15 protein-coding genes are annotated in these 17,724 nt (G+C 63.7%); 8 read left to right on the top strand and 7 right to left on the bottom strand.

Annotated features, from left to right (window positions below; translation table 11 throughout):
* Positions 1-64 precede the first annotated feature (64 nt).
* The 3 genes from ELQ88_RS20870 to ELQ88_RS20860 form a co-directional block, all read right to left on the bottom strand.
* On the bottom strand, positions 65-805 hold the full coding sequence (locus ELQ88_RS20870; RefSeq protein ID WP_138967471.1) for a metallophosphoesterase: 741 nt from the start codon (positions 803-805) through the stop codon (positions 65-67).
* Between the two features lie 143 nt (positions 806-948).
* On the bottom strand, positions 949-1,149 hold the full coding sequence (locus ELQ88_RS20865) for a hypothetical protein (RefSeq protein ID WP_138967469.1): 201 nt from the start codon (positions 1,147-1,149) through the stop codon (positions 949-951).
* A 1,606-nt stretch (positions 1,150-2,755) separates the two neighbouring features.
* Complete coding sequence (locus ELQ88_RS20860; protein ID WP_138967467.1) at positions 2,756-3,661, bottom strand: LysR substrate-binding domain-containing protein; 906 nt, start codon at positions 3,659-3,661, stop codon at positions 2,756-2,758.
* Positions 3,662-3,828: 167 nt separating this feature from the next.
* Here ELQ88_RS20860 and ELQ88_RS20855 point away from each other — a divergent pair, with 167 nt between their 5' ends.
* The 5 genes from ELQ88_RS20855 (at position 3,829) to ELQ88_RS20835 (ending at position 7,957) form a co-directional block, all read left to right on the top strand.
* On the top strand, positions 3,829-4,953 hold the full coding sequence (locus tag ELQ88_RS20855) for an FAD-dependent oxidoreductase (RefSeq protein WP_138967465.1): 1,125 nt from the start codon (positions 3,829-3,831) through the stop codon (positions 4,951-4,953).
* Positions 4,943-5,281: a (2Fe-2S)-binding protein gene (locus tag ELQ88_RS20850; RefSeq protein ID WP_128869673.1), complete on the top strand. Its 339-nt coding sequence runs from the start codon at positions 4,943-4,945 to the stop codon at positions 5,279-5,281. The genes ELQ88_RS20855 and ELQ88_RS20850 overlap by 11 nt, the downstream gene beginning before the upstream one ends.
* Positions 5,274-6,674, top strand: a complete 1,401-nt coding sequence (locus tag ELQ88_RS20845; protein ID WP_138967463.1) for an FAD/NAD(P)-binding oxidoreductase — start codon at positions 5,274-5,276, stop codon at positions 6,672-6,674. The genes ELQ88_RS20850 and ELQ88_RS20845 overlap by 8 nt, the downstream gene beginning before the upstream one ends.
* Entirely contained in the window at positions 6,671-7,024 is a 354-nt protein-coding gene (locus ELQ88_RS20840) for a RidA family protein (RefSeq protein WP_138967461.1), read from the top strand. The genes ELQ88_RS20845 and ELQ88_RS20840 overlap by 4 nt, the downstream gene beginning before the upstream one ends.
* Before the next feature lie 150 nt (positions 7,025-7,174).
* On the top strand, positions 7,175-7,957 hold the full coding sequence (locus ELQ88_RS20835) for an ABC transporter substrate-binding protein (RefSeq protein WP_128869671.1): 783 nt from the start codon (positions 7,175-7,177) through the stop codon (positions 7,955-7,957).
* Between the two features lie 67 nt (positions 7,958-8,024).
* On the opposite strand, the gene ELQ88_RS20830 is transcribed toward ELQ88_RS20835, so the two are convergent.
* The 4 genes from ELQ88_RS20830 to ELQ88_RS20815 all read right to left on the bottom strand — a co-directional run bounded on the left by ELQ88_RS20830 (position 8,025) and on the right by ELQ88_RS20815 (position 12,569).
* On the bottom strand, positions 8,025-8,717 hold the full coding sequence (locus ELQ88_RS20830) for an SOS response-associated peptidase family protein (RefSeq protein WP_138967459.1): 693 nt from the start codon (positions 8,715-8,717) through the stop codon (positions 8,025-8,027).
* 22 nt (positions 8,718-8,739) lie between these two features.
* Positions 8,740-10,077, bottom strand: coding sequence for an MFS transporter (locus tag ELQ88_RS20825; protein WP_128869670.1), 1,338 nt, complete (start codon positions 10,075-10,077; stop codon positions 8,740-8,742).
* 177 nt (positions 10,078-10,254) lie between these two features.
* Entirely contained in the window at positions 10,255-11,589 is a 1,335-nt protein-coding gene (locus ELQ88_RS20820; RefSeq protein ID WP_138967457.1) for an MFS transporter, read from the bottom strand.
* Positions 11,586-12,569 carry a flavin reductase family protein gene (locus ELQ88_RS20815; RefSeq protein WP_128869669.1) on the bottom strand — a complete coding sequence of 328 codons (984 nt, stop codon included), beginning with the start codon at positions 12,567-12,569 and terminating at the stop codon, positions 11,586-11,588. Before ELQ88_RS20815 ends, ELQ88_RS20820 begins: the two co-directional genes overlap by 4 nt.
* A 198-nt stretch (positions 12,570-12,767) precedes the next feature.
* Between ELQ88_RS20815 and ELQ88_RS20810 the strand changes: the two genes are divergently transcribed.
* The 3 genes from ELQ88_RS20810 (at position 12,768) to ELQ88_RS20800 (ending at position 17,722) form a co-directional block, all read left to right on the top strand.
* Positions 12,768-14,201 carry a coniferyl aldehyde dehydrogenase gene (locus ELQ88_RS20810; protein WP_138967455.1) on the top strand — a complete coding sequence of 478 codons (1,434 nt, stop codon included), beginning with the start codon at positions 12,768-12,770 and terminating at the stop codon, positions 14,199-14,201.
* 52 nt (positions 14,202-14,253) lie between these two features.
* The gene (locus tag ELQ88_RS20805; RefSeq protein ID WP_228761543.1) at positions 14,254-15,825 is read left to right on the top strand and encodes an amidase family protein; all 1,572 of its coding nucleotides are present in this window, start codon (positions 14,254-14,256) and stop codon (positions 15,823-15,825) included.
* 187 nt (positions 15,826-16,012) lie between these two features.
* Positions 16,013-17,722: an FAD-binding protein gene (locus ELQ88_RS20800; protein WP_138967451.1), complete on the top strand. Its 1,710-nt coding sequence runs from the start codon at positions 16,013-16,015 to the stop codon at positions 17,720-17,722.
* Positions 17,723-17,724 lie beyond the last annotated feature (2 nt).

Below are 17,724 nucleotides of genomic sequence, written 5' to 3'. Positions count from 1 at the left end.
AAGGGTGCAGGGCGGTGCCCAACGGATGGGTGCCGCAGGCATTTGCCATTACTTGCCCGTCTTGTTACCAGTGCCGGCTGAGGCCTGGCCGTGTCGCAGGGATGAATTCGAGCGTTTGCAGGTTCAGCAGGGTGAAGTGACCGCGTTCCGGCAGCCAGCCGCCGGTGTCGATGTGGTAGACATTGCCCAGGATGACCGGCTCGGGCAGGGGTGTATGCCCCACCACCACCGCGCGCGCACCCGACACGCCGCCGGGGTCGCTGTCGGTGATGCGTCGGCGTGACCACTGCAGGGTCGTGGCGATCTGTTCGGCCTCGATCGCTGAGGCCGAGAGCGCTTCAGTCATGGCTTGCCAGCTGCCCCGTGGAATATCCGCGTGCACGATGCCGATCAGGCCTTGCGTGGTCTCGACCTCCATCACCAACGGCAAGTCGGCGAGGATGGCCGCGTAATAGGCTTGCTCGACGCCCGACAGGCTGTAGAACCAGGCGCCACCATTGGCAAAGTGCAGGCCGCGTTCGGCGCTGGCGCGGCCGGCGGCGTGGGAATCGATGGTCATTTGCTCGTGGTTGCCCCGCGCTGCATGGAACCAGGGTTTGCGCAGCAGCCATTGATCGACGTCCAGTGTTTGCGGCCCGCGGTCGACCAGATCGCCCACGCTGAACAGGCGGTCGATGGCAGGGTTGAATGCGGCCGCTTCCAGTGCAATCTGCAACCGGGCGAAGTGGCCGTGAATGTCACCCACGGCCAGGTCGCGACCGACAGGGTTGGCGGCGAAGCGCTGCACTTCTCGGGTTTCGGACATGGCAATGCCTTGCCCACCTCACGTTGGCGGGCTGGTAGTCCGTTGAGTTTAGGCCAGGAAGTGCTGGTTGACAGCCAGGGTGTCGGTGTCGGTCTGGTTGGCGAACATCAGGCCATTACGTTTCCGACACCGATCGAGCGAAGTCAGAAGCCGGTGGCTTGTCCGAGATTTTTGTCCTGCGCGCCAGCGATGAGGTGCAGGGGGATGTGTTGCTGTTCATCGATGGATGAGACTTCAAAACCTCCCACCACCTGGGGCTGTCGCTCGCACACTTCGGTCGACTCTCCAGCCAGTATTTTAGCCATTTTTGCGTGATTCGCGGCGATTTCATTGAGAGTTGACATGTTACATCCCCCGGGTGACTGACCAAGCGTATCGCTGGAGTCCTTGAACATTGATTTGAGTGCTGCCGCGTCAGAATTACGTCGATCTGGAGCTGCTACGACCGGCCTTTGCAATCCTTGAGCCAGAGAGGGTTGGGTAATTGACGCTGCCCATAGCATAGGCGACGAATGGTGGGTTTGCGTTACAAGCTAATCCCCTGTAGGAGCCGGCTTGCTGGCGAAGGCGTCTGCATGGTCGATGCAAGGCTTGAGGCCGCCTTCGCTGGCAAGCCAGCTCCTACAGGGATCACCTGCGTATAGATTGATTGTGGTCGGCGCTAATCCCCTGTAGGAGCCGGCTTGCTGGCGAAGGCGTCTGCATGGTCGATGCAAGACTTGAGGCCGCCTTCGCTGGCAAGCCAGCTCCTACAGGGATCACCTGCGTATAGATTGATTGTGGTCGGCGCTAATCCCCTGTAGGAGCCGGCTTGCTGGCGAAGGCGTCTGCATGGTCGATGCAAGACTTGAGGCCGCCTTCGCTGGCAAGCCAGCTCCTACAGGGATCACCTGCGTATAGATTGATTGTGGTCGGCGCTAATCCCCTGTAGGAGCCGGCTTGCTGGCGAAGGCGTCTGCATGGTCGATGCAAGGCTTGAGGCCGCCTTCGCTGGCAAGCCAGCTCCTACAGGGATCACCTGCGTATAGATTGATTGTGGTCGGCGCTAATCCCCTGTAGGAGCCGGCTTGCTGGCGAAGGCGTCTGCATGGTCGATGCAAGGCTTGAGGCCGCCTTCGCTGGCAAGCCAGCTCCTACAGGGATCACCTGCGTATAGATTGATTGTGGTCGGCGCTAATCCCCTGTAGGAGCCGGCTTGCTGGCGAAGGCGTCTGCATGGTCGATGCAAGGCTTGAGGCCGCCTTCGCTGGCAAGCCAGCTCCTACAGGGATCACCTGCGTATAGATTGATTGTGGTCGGCGCTAATCCCCTGTAGGAGCCGGCTTGCTGGCGAAGGCGTCTGCATGGTCGATGCAAGGCTTGAGGCCGCCTTCGCTGGCAAGCCAGCTCCTACAGGGATCACCTGCGTATAGATTGATTGTGGTCGGCGCTAATCCCCTGTAGGAGCCGGCTTGCTGGCGAAGGCGTCTGCATGGTCGATGCAAGGCTTGAGGCCGCCTTCGCTGGCAAGCCAGCTCCTACAGGGATCACCTGCGTATAGATTGATTGTGGTCGGCGCTAATCCCCTGTAGGAGCCGGCTTGCTGGCGAAGGCGTCTGCATGGTCGATGCAAGGCTTGAGGCCGCCTTCGCTGGCAAGCCAGCTCCTACAGGGATCACCTGCGTATAGATTGATTGTGGTCGGCGCTAATCCCCTGTAGGAGCCGGCTTGCTGGCGAAGGCGTCTGCATGGTCGATGCAAGACTTGAGGCCGCCTTCGCTGGCAAGCCAGCTCCTACAGGGATCACCTGCGTATAGATTGATTGTGGTCGGCGCTAATCCCCTGTAGGAGCCGGCTTGCTGGCGAAGGCGTCTGCATGGTCGATGCAAGACTTGAGGCCGCCTTCGCTGGCAAGCCGGCTCCTGCATGGGGTGTACGCTGGGCACGGATTTTGTGTTTGGCCGGTGCTTTTCAGAACCGATACTCGGCTGGGACCTGATGGGCGATGAAGTGCTGCATGTGTTCGAAAAAGCGCGTCTGCAGTTTCGACGTCGGCCCCTGCACCGGCAGCAGCAGGCTGAAATCCATTTCGATCGCCGGCTCGAACGCCCTGAACACCACGCCATTGCCGCGGTATTCGACCGCGCTGATGGCGTCGACCAGCGCGACCCCCAGCCCTTGTTCGACAAAGGTGCACATGGGCAGCGACAGTTGGGTTTCCAGGCGCAGTTCGCGCTCGACCCCATACGCGGCAAATATCGAGTCAATGTGTTGGCGCGAGCCGATGGATTGCGGGTAGGAAATGAACGCCTCGCCTTGCAGGTCCTCGGGATGGATCGTGGCCTTGCCCTGCAAGCGATGGTTGGCCGGCAGGGCGCAGAGCATGCGGGTGGCCAGGAGTTTTTCGGCGCGCGGGCTGGGGTAGGTATTGGGCAGGACGATGATGCCCAGGTCGCAGCGCTGGCCGACCACCAGGTCCACGACCTCGCGCGAGGAATGCACCACCAGCGAAATCTGCACGTGCTCATGCTCGGCCATGAACGCGGCGATGGCGCGCGGCAGGAATGAAAGCCCCATGGCCGGGGCGCTGGCGATGTGCAGTGAACCGCGTTTAAGGCTGCGGATGTCCTGCGCCGTGCGGGCAATGCGTTCGACCCCGAGCAACGAGCGTTGGACTTCCTGGTACAGCGTCATGGCTTCGGCGGTCGGTTGCAGCCGCCCCTTGATCCGGTCGAACAAACTGAAACCGATGTCCTCCTCGAGGCTGGCAATCAGTCGCGTCGCGGCCGGCTGCGAGATGTGCAGCATCTCGGCGGCACGGGTGACGGTCTGGCCGAGGATGACCGCGCGAAAGGCCTCCAGCTGACGAAGATTCATGGCGGGTATCCTTGGCTAATATCCATAACAAAAAGACATGACCTTGGCAAAATAAAGCATTTTTCAAGTCGCTGACAGCGCTCTAGGATCTTCTGCATCAAGATCATTCAGGCGTAATGCCTGCGCTGCAGGTGATTTCGCGGCGTTGAAAGAGCGGCAGTGCAATCATGCAAAAAACTGATGTGATGATCGTAGGGGGTGGTTTGGTCGGGCTGTCCATTGCCTATGGCCTGGCCCTGCTCGGTCGCCAGGTCAGCGTCTTCGACGAGGGCGATGACGCCTATCGGGCGGCGCGGGGCAACTTTGGCTTGCTGTGGGTCCAGGGCAAGGGCTACGGGATGAGTCCCTATGCGCAATGGACTCGGGATTCGGTGGCGCTGTGGCCTCGGTTCGCCGCCGCGTTGCAGGCCGACAGCGGCATTGACCTCCATCTGCGTCAGCCCGGCGGATTCCAGCTGTGTTTGAGTGAGCAGGAGATGGCCGAGGAAAGCCGTCGACTGCGCTGGTTGCGCGACGCCATGCACGGTGATTATCCGTTCGAACTGCTGGATCCGGCGCAACTGCGCGCTCGTTTGCCGGGCGTGGGACCGTCGGTGGTGGGCGGCTGTTACTCGCCCATGGACGGTCAGGTCAATCCGTTGAAATTGCTGCGTGCGCTGTACGCCGCCTGCCAGGTGCGCGGGGTCAGGATCCTCAATGGCCAGCGGGTCCGCGCCATTGGCCAGCACGGCTCGGGCTTCGAACTGGATACCGGTGAACAGCGCTGGTACGCCGGGCAGTTGGTGCTGGCCGCCGGGCTCGGCAATCGCGAACTGGGCGCGCAGTTGGGCATGGACGTGCCGGTGCGCCCCAATCGGGGGCAGATTCTGGTGACCGAGCGTCTCAAACCCTTTCTGCATTACCCCACCACCTACGTGCGCCAGACCGACGAAGGCACGGTGCAACTGGGCGATTCCCATGAGTCGGCGGGTTTCGACGACGGTACCAGCAGCGACGTGATGGCCGACATCGCCCGGCGCGCGGTGCAGTGCTTTCCCCGATTGGGCCAGGTCCGTCTGGTTCGGGCCTGGGGTGCGCTGCGGGTGCTGAGCGCCGACGGCTTGCCCATCTACGAAGCTGCGCAGGCCTGCCCGGGGGCAGTGGTGGTCAGTTGCCACAGTGGCGTGACCCTGGCGGCGATCCATGCCTTGCGCCTGGCGCCGTGGATTGCCGGTGACTATGACGAGCCGGCCGTGGCGCCTTTCAGTCTGCAGCGCTTCAGGCGCAAACCCGAGGTGCGCCATGCCGGCTGACAGTTTGTTCCGGGCGTTGGGCCCGGCGGAAAACACCGTGCAGATCGAATTCGAAGGCGCGTCGTTAGCGGTGCCCGCAGGCATTTCCCTGGCCGCCGCCTTGCTGCTCAGCGGCGTCACTCATACCCGCGACAGTGCAGTCAGCGGCAGGCCCGGCGCACCCTTTTGCATGATGGGCGTGTGCTTCGAGTGTCTGGTCGAGGTGGACGGGCAGGCCAATTGTCAGGCGTGCCTGCTGCCGGTTCGTGCGGGTATGCGTGTGCTGCGCCAGCGCGGGGCTCGGGATTTTCTGGAGAGTGGCCACGACGAGGAGGGCGCCGATGAATAAGCCAACAGTCGACCTGATCGTGATCGGCGCCGGCCCCGCCGGCCTGAGCGCGGCGCTTGAGGCCACGCGCCACGGCCTGTCGGTGGTGGTGCTGGATGAACAGGGCAGCCCCGGTGGGCAGATCTATCGCAATATCCGGCAGGCCGATGCGCGCAGCCGCCGTGTATTGGGCGATGACTATGGGGCGGGTGCGGCGCTGGTCGCGAAATTCCTCCAGTGCGGGGCCCGCTACCTGGCCAACGCGGCCATCTGGCAAGTGACGCCACAGCGGCAGGTGCATTACCTGATCGATGGCCGCGCCGAGATCCTGCACGGGCGTCATGTATTGATCGCCACCGGTGCGTTCGAACGGCCCATGCCCATTCCGGGCTGGACCTTGCCGGGCGTGATGACGGCCGGCGCCGGGCAGATCCTGCTCAAAAGCGCCGCGCTGGTGCCGCAAGGGCCGCTGGTGCTGGCCGGCTGCGGACCCTTGTTGTACCTGCTGGCGGTGCAATACTTGCGCGCCGGCATCGCCATCGAAGCGCTGGTGGACACCAGTGGCCGGGGCGATCTGCGGCGTGCCTGGCGCAACGTCCCGGGCGCCTTGCGCGGCTGGCGTGACCTGCTCAAGGGCGGGCAATTGCTGGTCGAATTGAAACGCGCCGGGGTCAGGCATTTCCGCGAGGCCCGGGATCTGCAGATCGAAGGCACGGCGCAGGCCAGCGCCCTGAGTTTCGCCAGTGGCGGTCGGCGCCGGACCCTGCCGGCCTCGCTGATTCTGCTGCACCAAGGCGTGGTACCCAACACCCAGATCAGCTGGTCGCTGCGCCTCGAACATGACTGGAGCGAACAGCAACTGTGCTGGATCGCGCGTCGCGACAGCCAGGGTGAAACCAGTCTGCCGGGCATTTTCATCGCCGGTGACGGTGGCGCCATCGGCGGCGCGCAGGTGGCGCTGCTCGAAGGCCGCCTGGCCGGGCTGGCGATTGCTGCCAGCGCGGGCAAGATTGACGCGCTACAGCTGCAGCGACTCGCCGCGCCTTACCGAAAGGCCTTGGTTCGCCAGCGTGCCGCGCGGCCACTGATCGATGCGTTATACCGCCCGCAACAGCAAAACCGCATTCCCGCCGACGAGGTAATCGTCTGTCGCTGCGAAGAAGTCAGCGCCGGCGCGATCCGCCAACACGTCGCCCTCGGTTGCCTGGGGCCCAATCAGGCCAAGGCGTTCGGCCGCTGCGGCATGGGGCCCTGCCAGGGGCGCCTGTGTGGCTTGAGCGTCACCGAAATCATTGCCGAACAGCGCAACGTCCCGGCCGCCGAGGTCGGGTATTACCGCATTCGATCGCCACTCAAACCCATCACCCTTGCCCAATTATCCACTGAGACACCTCTCACCCAGGAGCCTGTATGAGCCTTATTCAACGTATCGAAAGCAATCCACGCCTGAGCCGCAGCGTCGTGCATAACGGCGTGGCCTGGCTCAGCGGCATCGTCGCCGCCGACTGCAGCCAGGACATCCGTGGCCAGACGCGCCAAGTGCTGCAACGGCTCGACGAACTGCTGGAAATCTCCGGCAGCGACAAAAGCCGACTGCTCAGCGTGCAGATCTGGATGAAAGACATGGCGGCCGATTTCGCCGGCATGAATGAAACCTGGAGCGCCTGGGTCGATGCCGGGCAGACGCCGGCACGGGCCACCGCGCAAGTGATGTTCGATGATCCGCAGATCCTGTTGGAGTTGATCGTCACCGCTGCCGCCTGAGGTCCCCGTAGCGCCGGGTGGATGCCTGGCGCTACGACGGAGCAGACCGCCGACAGAGCCGTCATCTCCCTGTTCACATTGCCGCTGCCATAACGGTCGCCTTCCTTTGCGGAGCGCCCGACATAAACAACATCGCACCTGGAGCCATGAATGAACGTAAAAAACACGCTATTGAAGGTTGGCCTGATCTCGCTGCTGGCGTTCGGCGCCCACCTGCACGCGGCGGAGCAACCGCTGCGCCTGGGCATCGAAGCGGCTTACCCGCCGTTCGCTTCGAAAACCCCGGATAACACCATCGTCGGCTTCGACTACGACATCGGCCAGGCACTGTGCGCCGAGATGAAAGTCCAGTGCGTGTGGCAGGAACAGGAGTTCGACGGGCTGATTCCCGCGCTCAAGGTGAAGAAAGTCGATGCGGTGATTTCGTCGATGTCCATGACCCCTGAACGGCTGAAATCGGTCGACTTCAGCAATCGCTATTACCGCATCCCGGCGCGCCTGGTGTTCAAGAAGGGCAGCGGCATCAGCGAGATTCCGGCCCAGCTCAAAGGCAAGCGGATCGGGGTGCAGCGCGCGACCAACTTCGATCGCTACGTCACCGAAAAATTTGCCCCGGCCGGTGCCGAAGTGGTGCGCTACGGCTCGCAGAATGAAATCTTCCTCGACCTGCTCGGCGGACGACTCGATGCGACCATGGCCAGTTCGGTGGTGATCGATGAAAGCCTGTTGAAGCGGCCGGAAGGGCAAGACTTCGAATTCGTCGGCCCGAATTTCACCGAAGAGCAGTTCTTCGGTACCGGCATCGGCATTGCCGTGCGCAAGAACGATCCGCTGGCAGGGCGGTTCAACCAGGCGCTGGCGACCATTCGGGCCAATGGCACCTACGACACCATTCGCCAGAAGTATTTCGACTTCGATATCTACGGCGAGTAAGCAGCGGGGATTCTTCCGGTAAGCAGGCTTGAGCAGGTGCTTTTGAGGGGTGGCTTGCGTGCAGGCCTCACCCCTCGATTCCGGCCGCAGGTTCGATCACCTGGGCGCTCTGGTTGCGCACGTTGCCGATCGCGCGGTCGACCTTGAACCACTCGAAGGCCGCGGCCGGCTCGCCCTGAAACAGCGCCATTTGCTCGGCGCGTTCCGTGGGCGTGGCGGGTTCCAGCCATTCCCGGGCCAATTGCGGCGATAAGGTCACTGGCCGCCGGTCATGGATGTCCACCATGCCGCCGGCGCTGTCGGCGGTGATGATGACGAAGCCGTCGTGTTCGCCCGGCCCGTGCTCGGCGCTGGGGTACTGGCCGATCGCGGCGCAGAGGATCGGCGCTCGGTCTCGGTGACGGATCAGGTAGGGCTGCTTCTTCGGTCCGCCTTCGTCGACCCATTCAAACCAGTTGTCGATGGCGATGATCGCCCGGCGCGGCCAGATCGCTTTGAAGAACGGACCATGGGCGACTTTCTCGACCCGGGCGTTGATCGGCGCGGCGCGGTCCTTGGCCCAGTGCGGGCGCCAGCCCCAGCGCACCAGGTCGGCGCGTAAAAACTGGCCTTCCTGATGAAACAGCGCGAGCTGCGTGGTCGGCGCGGCGTTATAGCGCGCCAACGGCTGGTCGCCGGCGTAGTTGATCAGGGCGTTGGGAATGGCGAGCGCCGCGACGAAATCGTGAATGCCCCGATACTGGGATAGGCGTCCGCACATGGTGGGTTCTCCGGCTGTGTCTTCAGCGTAGCCCAGCGGCCAGAGACTTCGAGGCGCGACGATCAGGCGGCACGTCATGCAGGGAAATCCGTGAAGTCTCGGGCAACGCCAAACCACCGGCCAGCGCGAGCAACGCGACTGCCATCAGATAAAATGCCGGCGACAGGTTGCTGCCGGTGGTGCTGATCAGCCACGTCGCCACCAGCGGCGCGGTGCCGCCGAACAGGGTGTAGGCCATGTTGTAGGTGATCGCCGACGCGGTATAGCGAGTACGGGTGGGGAAGGTTTCCGAGAGCAGGGCCGCGGTGACCACGCCACACAACACCGCGCCGATCGCCAACAGCATGACGCCGACGATGGAGGCGGCGAACGAGCCGGAACTGGCCATCAGGAACGAGGGGTACACCGCCACGATCAACAGCGCGCAAGCGCTCATCACCGTGACCCGCCGCCCGACCCGGTCCGAATACAGCCCGGCCAGCGGGCAGATCGCCGCGGCGAAGATCAAGGCGATCAGCGACACCAGCAACGCCGTGGCGCGACTCAGCCCGCCCGCGACTTGCAGGTAGGTCGCAAAGTAGGTGGTGAACATATAGAACGACAGTGCCGTCAGCGACACGAAGGCACCCAGGCAGCAGATCGCGGCGCCATGGTTGCGCAAGGTCTCCTTGAGCGGGGAATGCGCCACCGCATGCTCCTCGGTCACCGCCTGGAACGCCGGGGTTTCATCCAGCTTCCAGCGCAGGTACAGACCCACCAACCCCAGCGGCGCGGCAATCAGGAACGGCAGGCGCCAGCCCCAGCTGCCCATCGCTTCGGCCGATAATGACGCCTCGAGCGCGTAGGCCACCACGGCGGCCGCGGCGAAGGCGGAAAAGGTCGAAACCGGAATGAAGCTGCCATACCAGGCCCTTTTATCGTTGGGTGCATGCTCCATCAGGTAGGCACACGCACCAGCGTATTCGCCCCCGGCGGAAAAGCCCTGGGCGCAACGGATGACGGTCAGCAGGATCGGCGCCATGACCCCGATAGCGGCATAAGCGGGCAACAACCCGATCAAGGTCGTCGCACCCGCCATCAGCAGGATGGTCATGGCCAGGGTGCGCTTGCGGCCAATCCGGTCACCGAGCATGCCGAAGAAAATCCCGCCCAGGGGCCGGAAGGCAAAGGCCACGGCGAACACCGCGAAGGTTTTCAGCAAGGCGACGCTGGCATCGCCGCTGGGGAAAAATTGCTGGGCGATGGTGGTCGCCAGAAAACCGTAGACGGCGAAGTCGAACCACTCGACGAAATTGCCGATGGCGGCCGCGACAATGACTTTTCTCAGCGTTTGCGGGCTGACCTGAGCTGCGCTTGTCATGCTGAACCCTCGACATTCCATTAGTAGGCTTTCGATTATCGGGGCATCGACTGGAACGGCTCACTTCAAAAGTGTCATCCGCGTAGTCATGACCGACTCATGGCGATTGAGGTACGCATGATTCGTGCCTAATGGAGTCTCGATTGCACGGTCGACTTCGTGTCCTCGCAGGGGCTACTAGGCGGTCGCGGCGTGACGATAGGCCGTCCTGGACGCATGGTGCGCGGTGCGTACCAGCAACAGCACAGCGCCAATCACCGGCAGGCTCACCAGCATCAGTGCATAACGCAACGATTCCTGGCCAAACAGCGGCAACAGCATGTCGCTGAACAACCCGGTGATCAGTGGCCCGATGCCGACCCCGAGCAGGGTACTGACGATGGTCTGCAGGGCCATGGCGGTGCCGCGCCGATTGGCCGGCACCAGTTGGGTGACGAGGTTGTAGGACGGGGCGATCCACCAGACGGCAAAGAAGGAATAGAGCGCGGCCCAGAGCATGGCGGTTGGAACAGGTACATCGCCCAAGCGCACCAGCAGGGCATCGGACCAGAGCAGATAAGGGGTCAGCGCGGCGAGGGCCGCCACATGGCCCAACACGGGAATGGAAATCTGCCAGTGGGGGTGGCGGCGGCACAGGCGGTCACTCAACCAGCCACTGAAGAGGCCACCGATCCCGGCCGAGATACCGCAGATCACCCCGACCAGCAGCCCGGCGTGTTGCAGTGACAGGCCGTGGGAGCGCACCAGGAAACTGGTGTTCCACATGCCGATGGCGTAGGAGCTGAGCGTGACCAGGCCGCCCGCGAGGATCAGGCACCGGTAGGCCGGCAACGCCCACAGTTTGCGGGCTTCGGCACCCATGCCGAGCAGTGGCGAGGGCGAGTGGGCGTGGGGCGCGAGGTCCCAACGGCCACGCTGCGGTTCGCGCACGAAAAAGGTCAGGACCGCGCAAGATACCAGGGCCGGCATGCCAATGGCGATAAACCCGGTGCGCCAGCCATAGTGTTCCACCACCCAGGCCCCGAGACTCAAGCCGATGATCGAGGAAAACGTCGGTGCCGCGGTAAAACAACTGATTGCGAACGAGCGTCGTTGCGGGGGATACAGGTCCGCGATCAACGACAGCGAGGCCGAGGTCGTCGGCGATTCACTGACCGCCACCAGCATGCGCGCGACGGCCAGCGCAAGGAAGCTGCCGGCCAGTCCGCAGGCCATTGTCGCCACGGCCCAGAGCAGGCACGACATGGCCAGCAGGCGGGTGCGCGGCATGCGGTCCACCAGCCTTCCCGCCGGGAGGCCGAGGAGGGCGTACACCGCCGCGAACGCCAGGCCGGAGATCAACCCGATGGCGGTATCGCTGACCCCGAATTCGGCTTTGATCGGTTCGATCATCACCGCGAGTATCTGTCGTCCGACGAAGTTGTCGGCAAACACCATGGCCAGCAGCATCAGCAAACCGTGGCTCCCCCAACCAACCCTGGCCGGGGGCAGCATGCCCGAGGCCACGTTCATCGCGGTGCCCAGAGATCCGGCAAGCCGGGATCACTCACGACAATCAGGCGCTTGAGCAAGACCTTCAAGGCTTGTGCATCGGCGGCGCCGAGCTTGGCCGAGAGGTCCTCTTCCACTGCCTTGGCCAGCGCCAACTGATGCAACGAAACCTCGCGGCCCTGGGCGGTGAGGACGAAACGCAGTGACTCTGCCGAGCCCTCGAACGCCACCAGGCGCTGGTTTTCGAGAAAACGCATGCTGGCCAGCGTGACTTCACGCCCGGTGTAGTTGACGAAGGTATTGATTTCCTCGAGGTTCAGGTTGTCGCGGATGCACAAGATCGACAAGATAAAAAACGCCTGTTCGTCCAGGTGCTGATTACTCAGCATCTGCCGCAGGGCATTGAGGACCTGGTAGTGTCCGCGCCCCAACAGGTAACCGAGCAGGTCCTCGGTGTAACTGCATTCGGGGGGCGGCGGCGTGGTGGCCAGGCGCAGTTCGCTGCGTGGCTTGCGGGTCGCCAATGCATATTGGCCACTCTGGAACGCCAGCGGCGCGCGGTCGCTGTGATCGAAGGCGAGGACTTCACCGACAAAAATCACGTGGTCGCCGCCTTCATACTGGAAGGCGGTGCGGCATTGAAAACGTGCCGTGCAGTCTTGCAGCAGCGGCGCCCCGCTGACGCCATGGTCCAGCTTGATCTCAGAAAACTTGTCCTCGCCCTGGGTGGCGAAACGTCCCGACAGAGCTTCCTGTTCGGTGGACAACACGTGGACGTTCCAGTGTTTGCCGCTGGTGAAGACTGGCAAGCTGCGGGCCTGCTTGGACAGGCTCCAGAGCACCATCGGCGGATTGAGCGACACCGAGTTGAAACTGTTGGCCGTGATACCCACGGGTGAGCCGTCTTCGGTCTGGGTGGTGATGATGGTGACCCCGGTGGTAAAGGTGCCGAGTGCGGCACGAAAAGCCTGGGGATCGAAACTGACGTTTTGCATTGCCATGACTGGCCTCATGGGGTGGGATTTTCGTAGGGCCAGTATTGGTCGCATCACGGGGTTCAACATCGTCTCAACGGACTAACAGATTTGCTCGCTACTCGTCCGATCGGACGAGGCGTCGCGCGGGGTGTACGGCTAGGGTGGCGGCAAGCGCATCGGGCGCTTCCCGGCCATTGGGCCAGTACCAGCAAGGGGACACGAATGAGTTCAGTCATATCATCCGTCCAAGGACTCACCAGTCTGTTATCCCGGCAAAAAAGCGCATTCGCCAGCGCCGGTGCGGTGAGCGCCGACACCCGCCGACGCCGACTCCAGCAAGTCATCGATCTGTTGGTGCGCCACCATGGCGTGTTGACCGAGGCGATCGACCTGGATTTCGGCGGTCGGCCTGCCGGTTTCTCGTTGATGAATGACGTGCTGGGCGCCCTGGCCTCGCTCAAATATGCGCGCGACCATCTGCAGGACTGGATGCAGGATGATCCACGTGCGCCTTTTGCGCCCTACGATCAGCTCGGCGCCAAGGCGTGGGTGATGCACCAGCCCAAGGGCACGGTGGGCATTCTCGGTACCTGGAACGCGCCTTTGTTTACCCTGTTCAGCCCCTTGGCCTCGGTGCTGGCCGCGGGCAACCGGGCCATCCTCAAGCCGTCGGACGTGGTTCCACGGACGGCCGAGTTGGTGGCGCAGCTGTTCGCGGAACACCTCGACCCGCTGGAGATCGGCGTCGTCACCGGCGACGTGGAGCTGGCCGAAGCCTTCAGCGCCCAACCGTTTGACCACCTGGTGTACACCGGCAGTACCGCGACGGGGCGGCTGGTCATGCGCAACGCCGCACTGAACCTGGTGCCGGTGACGCTGGAGCTGGGCGGCAAGTCGCCGGTCATCGTCTCCGCCAGCGCCGACCTGAAAAAAGCCGCCTTCAGCATCGCCGTAGGGAAAGCCTGCAATGGCGGGCAAATCTGCATCAGTCCGGATCTGGTGTACGTGCCCAAGGCGCTGCTGGAACCCTTCCTTGAAGCCCTGCGCGCCACTTACAGCGAACTCAATCCTGCGGTGGCCGGCAACCCGGACGTGGTGGCGGTGGTCAACCAGCGGCACCTGGACCGGGTCGAAGGTTACGTGCTGGACGCCCAGGCCCGCGGCGCACGTGTCGAGTGCCTGCCCGAACCCCTGGCGCCGAATGCCGAGGACCGGCGCCGGCCCCTGCGCGTGGTGGTCGACCCGGCGCCGGACAGCGTGATCATGGGTGAAGAAATTTTCGGTCCCGCCATGGTCGTGCTCACCTATGAACACCTCGATCAGGTCATTGACGACATCAATGGTCGTCCCCGCCCGCTGGCGCTGTATTACTTCGGCAAAGACCCCGAGCAGCAGCGCTATGTGCTGGAGCGCACCGTGTCCGGCGGGGTGACCGTCAACGATGTGATGATGCACGCGGCGATGCACGATGCGCCGTTTGGCGGAGTCGGCGCCTCGGGCATGGGCCATTACCATGGTCACGAAGGATTTCTCGAGTTCAGCCACCAGCGCACGGTGTTCAAGGCGCCGGAGCATGACCCGCGTCGCGAGTGGGGGCTCTTGCCGCCGTATGGCGAACACTTTCTGGCGGCCATGCTGGCCAACGTGACCGCATAACAATAATCGACAGGGCGCGACAATCGCTATGAAAACCAACGAACACCAACCGATGACTGCCTCGACAACCACCTTGTCCAACGAGCCGCCGACCGGCTGGCCGCGGCGCAGTGTGCTCAAGGCGGGCGCCCTGGTCGCGGGGATCGGCTTGCTGGGACGTTTTGCCGATGCCCGTGCGGCGGGTCTGTCGGCCAGTGACTACCAGGGGCTGGACGCCTGGGCCATGGGTCAGGCCATTCGCAGCGGCGAGCTGCAGCCCGAAGACCTGCTGGCGGCGGCGCTGGCTCGCTGCCAGGCGGTGAATCCCAGGGTCAAGGCCGTGAACATGCTGCACGAAGCCTACGCCCGCACACTGTTAGCCCAACGCCGTGCCGCCGGTACTCAAACCCAAGGGGGGCTGGCCGGCGTGCCGGTGTTGATCAAAGACCTCAATACCTACCTGGAAGGCACCTCGACCAGCAATGGTTGCCGGTTGTTCAAGGACGCCCCGCCAGCGGCCCGGACCAGCACCCTGATCAGCCGTTACGAGCAAGCTGGCGCCGTGCCCTTCGGCAAGACGACCTGTCCCGAGTTCGGCTTGACCACCACCACTGAATCGAAGCTGTGGGGGCAGACGTGCAACCCGTGGAACCTGGCCATGAGCGCGGGTGGTTCCTCCGGCGGCGCGGCAGCGGCCGTGGCCGCCGGGATCGTGCCTGTGGCCCATGCCACCGACGGCGGCGGCTCGATCCGCATTCCTGCCTCGTATTGCGGCCTGGTGGGGCTCAAGCCCAGCCGTTATCGCACGCCGAGTGGGCCGGCGCATTTCGAGGGCTGGTTTGGCGCCAGCGTCGGCAATGTGGTCTCGCGCACGGTGCGCGATACCGCGCTGTTTCTCGATGCCGGCCAGGGCCATGAAGCGGGCAGTGCCTACTGGATCCCGCCGCTGGTACGGCCCTATGTAGAAGAGTTGCAGCGCGAGCCGGGCAAGTTGCGGGTCGCCGTGGTTCGCCAGTCATTGACCGGCGCGGCGTTGGAGCCGGCGATTGCCGCCACGCTGGAGCAGACCATCAAGCAATTGCTGGGACTGGGACATGAAGTCGAAGAGCTGACGCTGAACATCGATCCACGTCAGCTGTTCGGTGCGCATGGCGCGGTGATCGGCACCGCATTGCGCACCGCGATTCACGACCGCGAACAAGTGCTGGGGCGGGCCGCCACGGCGCAGGACCTGGAGAAAATCACCCTGGTCAACCTGGAACGCGCCCAGGCCACCACGGGTGAAGCCCTGTATCGCGCCCGTCAGTCGTTCGAAAGTATTGGCGCAACCATGGAGCAGCCGTTCGAACGCTTCGACGTGATCCTGTCGCCGGTCACCGCCAACCTGACACCGCAACTGGGCCTGCTGACGCTGGATCAATCCTGGGACAGCTATGCCCATCACGCCATGGGCAGCGCCGGCTTCACCGTGCTGGCCAACGTCAGCGGCCAACCGGCCATCTCGCTGCCGTTGGGCCAGAGTGATAGCGGCCTGCCGGTGGGCATGATGTTCACCGCCCGCCTGGGAGGTGAAGACGGTCTGCTGCGCCTGGCCAGTCAACTGGAGCAGGATCGTCCCTGGGCCGCCAGACGCGCCGTCCTCTGACAGCGCTTGCCTGGCCCTTTCGGCCGGTTGTTCGCCGCTTTCATGAGCAACCGGCATCGGGCCGGCTTCCTAGTCCGCTTTGACGATGAGCCCGGCCAGTGCAGCCCCGATCATGGGATGCACTCCGCCAGCGCTCCCACAGCGTCGTCGGCGGTTATCTCTGACCTCAGCTAATGGCATAACAACAATGACGGCTCAAGTTCAGTCTCAGACCCACTACGATGTGATTGTCGTTGGTTCGGGTGCAGGTGCAATGACGTCGGCGGTGTTCCTCGCCGATCACGGCTTCAGTGTGCTGATCGTGGAAAAAAGCGACAAGTACGGCGGCACCTCGGCGATCTCCGGCGGCGGTATCTGGATCCCCAACAACCACTATTTCGCCAAGCTGAACGGCAATGACACTTACGCAACAGCCTTGCGTTATCTGCAAGCCGCGGCGGGCGAACATGTCGATGAAACCCGGCTGCGCACCTACCTGGACAATGCGCCGAAGATGATCGAAGAGCTTGCCCAGACCAGTCGGGTCCGCTACGCGGTGGCCGCCAAATACCCCGACTATTACCCGCACCTGCCGGGCGCGCTGCCCGGCGGCAGAACCCTGGATCCGGAGTTCTTCGATACCAGCCTGTTGGGCGACGAACTGGACAACCTGCGTAAACCTTCGCCGTCGACCTTGCTCATGGGCTGCATCGCCTGGACCGCCCGGGATGCGCACAAGGTCATGGCGCGTGGTTTTGGCTGGCGCCTGCTGATCATGGGCCTGATGCTGCGTTACAAACTCGATTTCAAATGGCGCCGCAAAAGCAAGATCGACCGCCGGGCGTCCCTGGGCAGCTCGCTGGTGGCGTCGCTGCGGCGCTCGCTGATGGACCGCAACGTGCCGCTCTGGCTCAACACCGATTTTGCCGGCTTGCTCACCAAGGACGGCCGGGTCAGCGGCGTCAGCGTGCGGCGCAACGGTGCCGAGGTGCAACTGCACGCGCGTCACGGGGTGATCCTGGCGTCCGGTGGTTTTGAACAGAACCAGGCCCTGCGTGAAAAATACTTGCCGCAACCGACCCGCATGGCCTGGAGTGCGACACCGCCGGGCAACAACACCGGTGCCGCGCTGGAGGCCGGGCTGGCTCAGGGGGCGGCCACCGCATTGATGGATTGGGCCTGGTGGGCGCCGACGATCGCCGTACCGGGCGAGGAAAAACCCCGGGGGATCTTCGCCGAGCGCGCGTTCCCCGGCGCCATCGTGGTCAACAGCCTGGGCCGGCGCTTCGTCAACGAGGCCGCGCCGTATCTGGAGTTCGTCGATGCGATGTACCGCGACAACGGGCTCACGGGTGGCAAGTCGGTGCCGGCCTGGGTGATTTTCGATGGCCATTTCCGTTTCAACTACGCGATGGGGCCGTTGATGCCAGGCCAGATCATGCCCGACAGCCGCTTGCGCAAGGAATGGCTGAACACCCTGTACTGGAAGGACGACACCCTGGCCGGGCTGGCCAAGCAGATCGGCGTCGATGCCGCCGGTCTCGAAGCCACCGTGGTCAAGGTCAACGAGTATGCGCGCACGGGCACGGATCCGGACTTCGGGCGCGGCGGCAACGTATTCGACCGTTATTACGGCGACAGCAATATCAAGCCCAACCCGTGCCTGGCGCCATTGCGCAAAGGCGCGTACTACGCCATGCGTCTTGATGCCGGGGACATCGGCACCAAGGGCGGCCTGCTGACCAACGAACATGCGCAAGTGGTCCGCGAAGACGGCGCCGCCATCGCTGGCCTGTACGCGATCGGCAACTGCTCGGCGTCGGTGATGGGCACCAGCTATCCAGGCGCGGGCGGCACACTGGGGCCGGCGATGACCTTTGCTTATGTCGCCGCCAACCACTTGGCCAGCCAGCGATAGGA

It is taken from the genome of Pseudomonas sp. MPC6, from assembly GCF_006094435.1.
GTDB lineage: Bacteria > Pseudomonadota > Gammaproteobacteria > Pseudomonadales > Pseudomonadaceae > Aquipseudomonas.
This window is presented reverse-complemented; position numbering and strand designations above follow the sequence as displayed.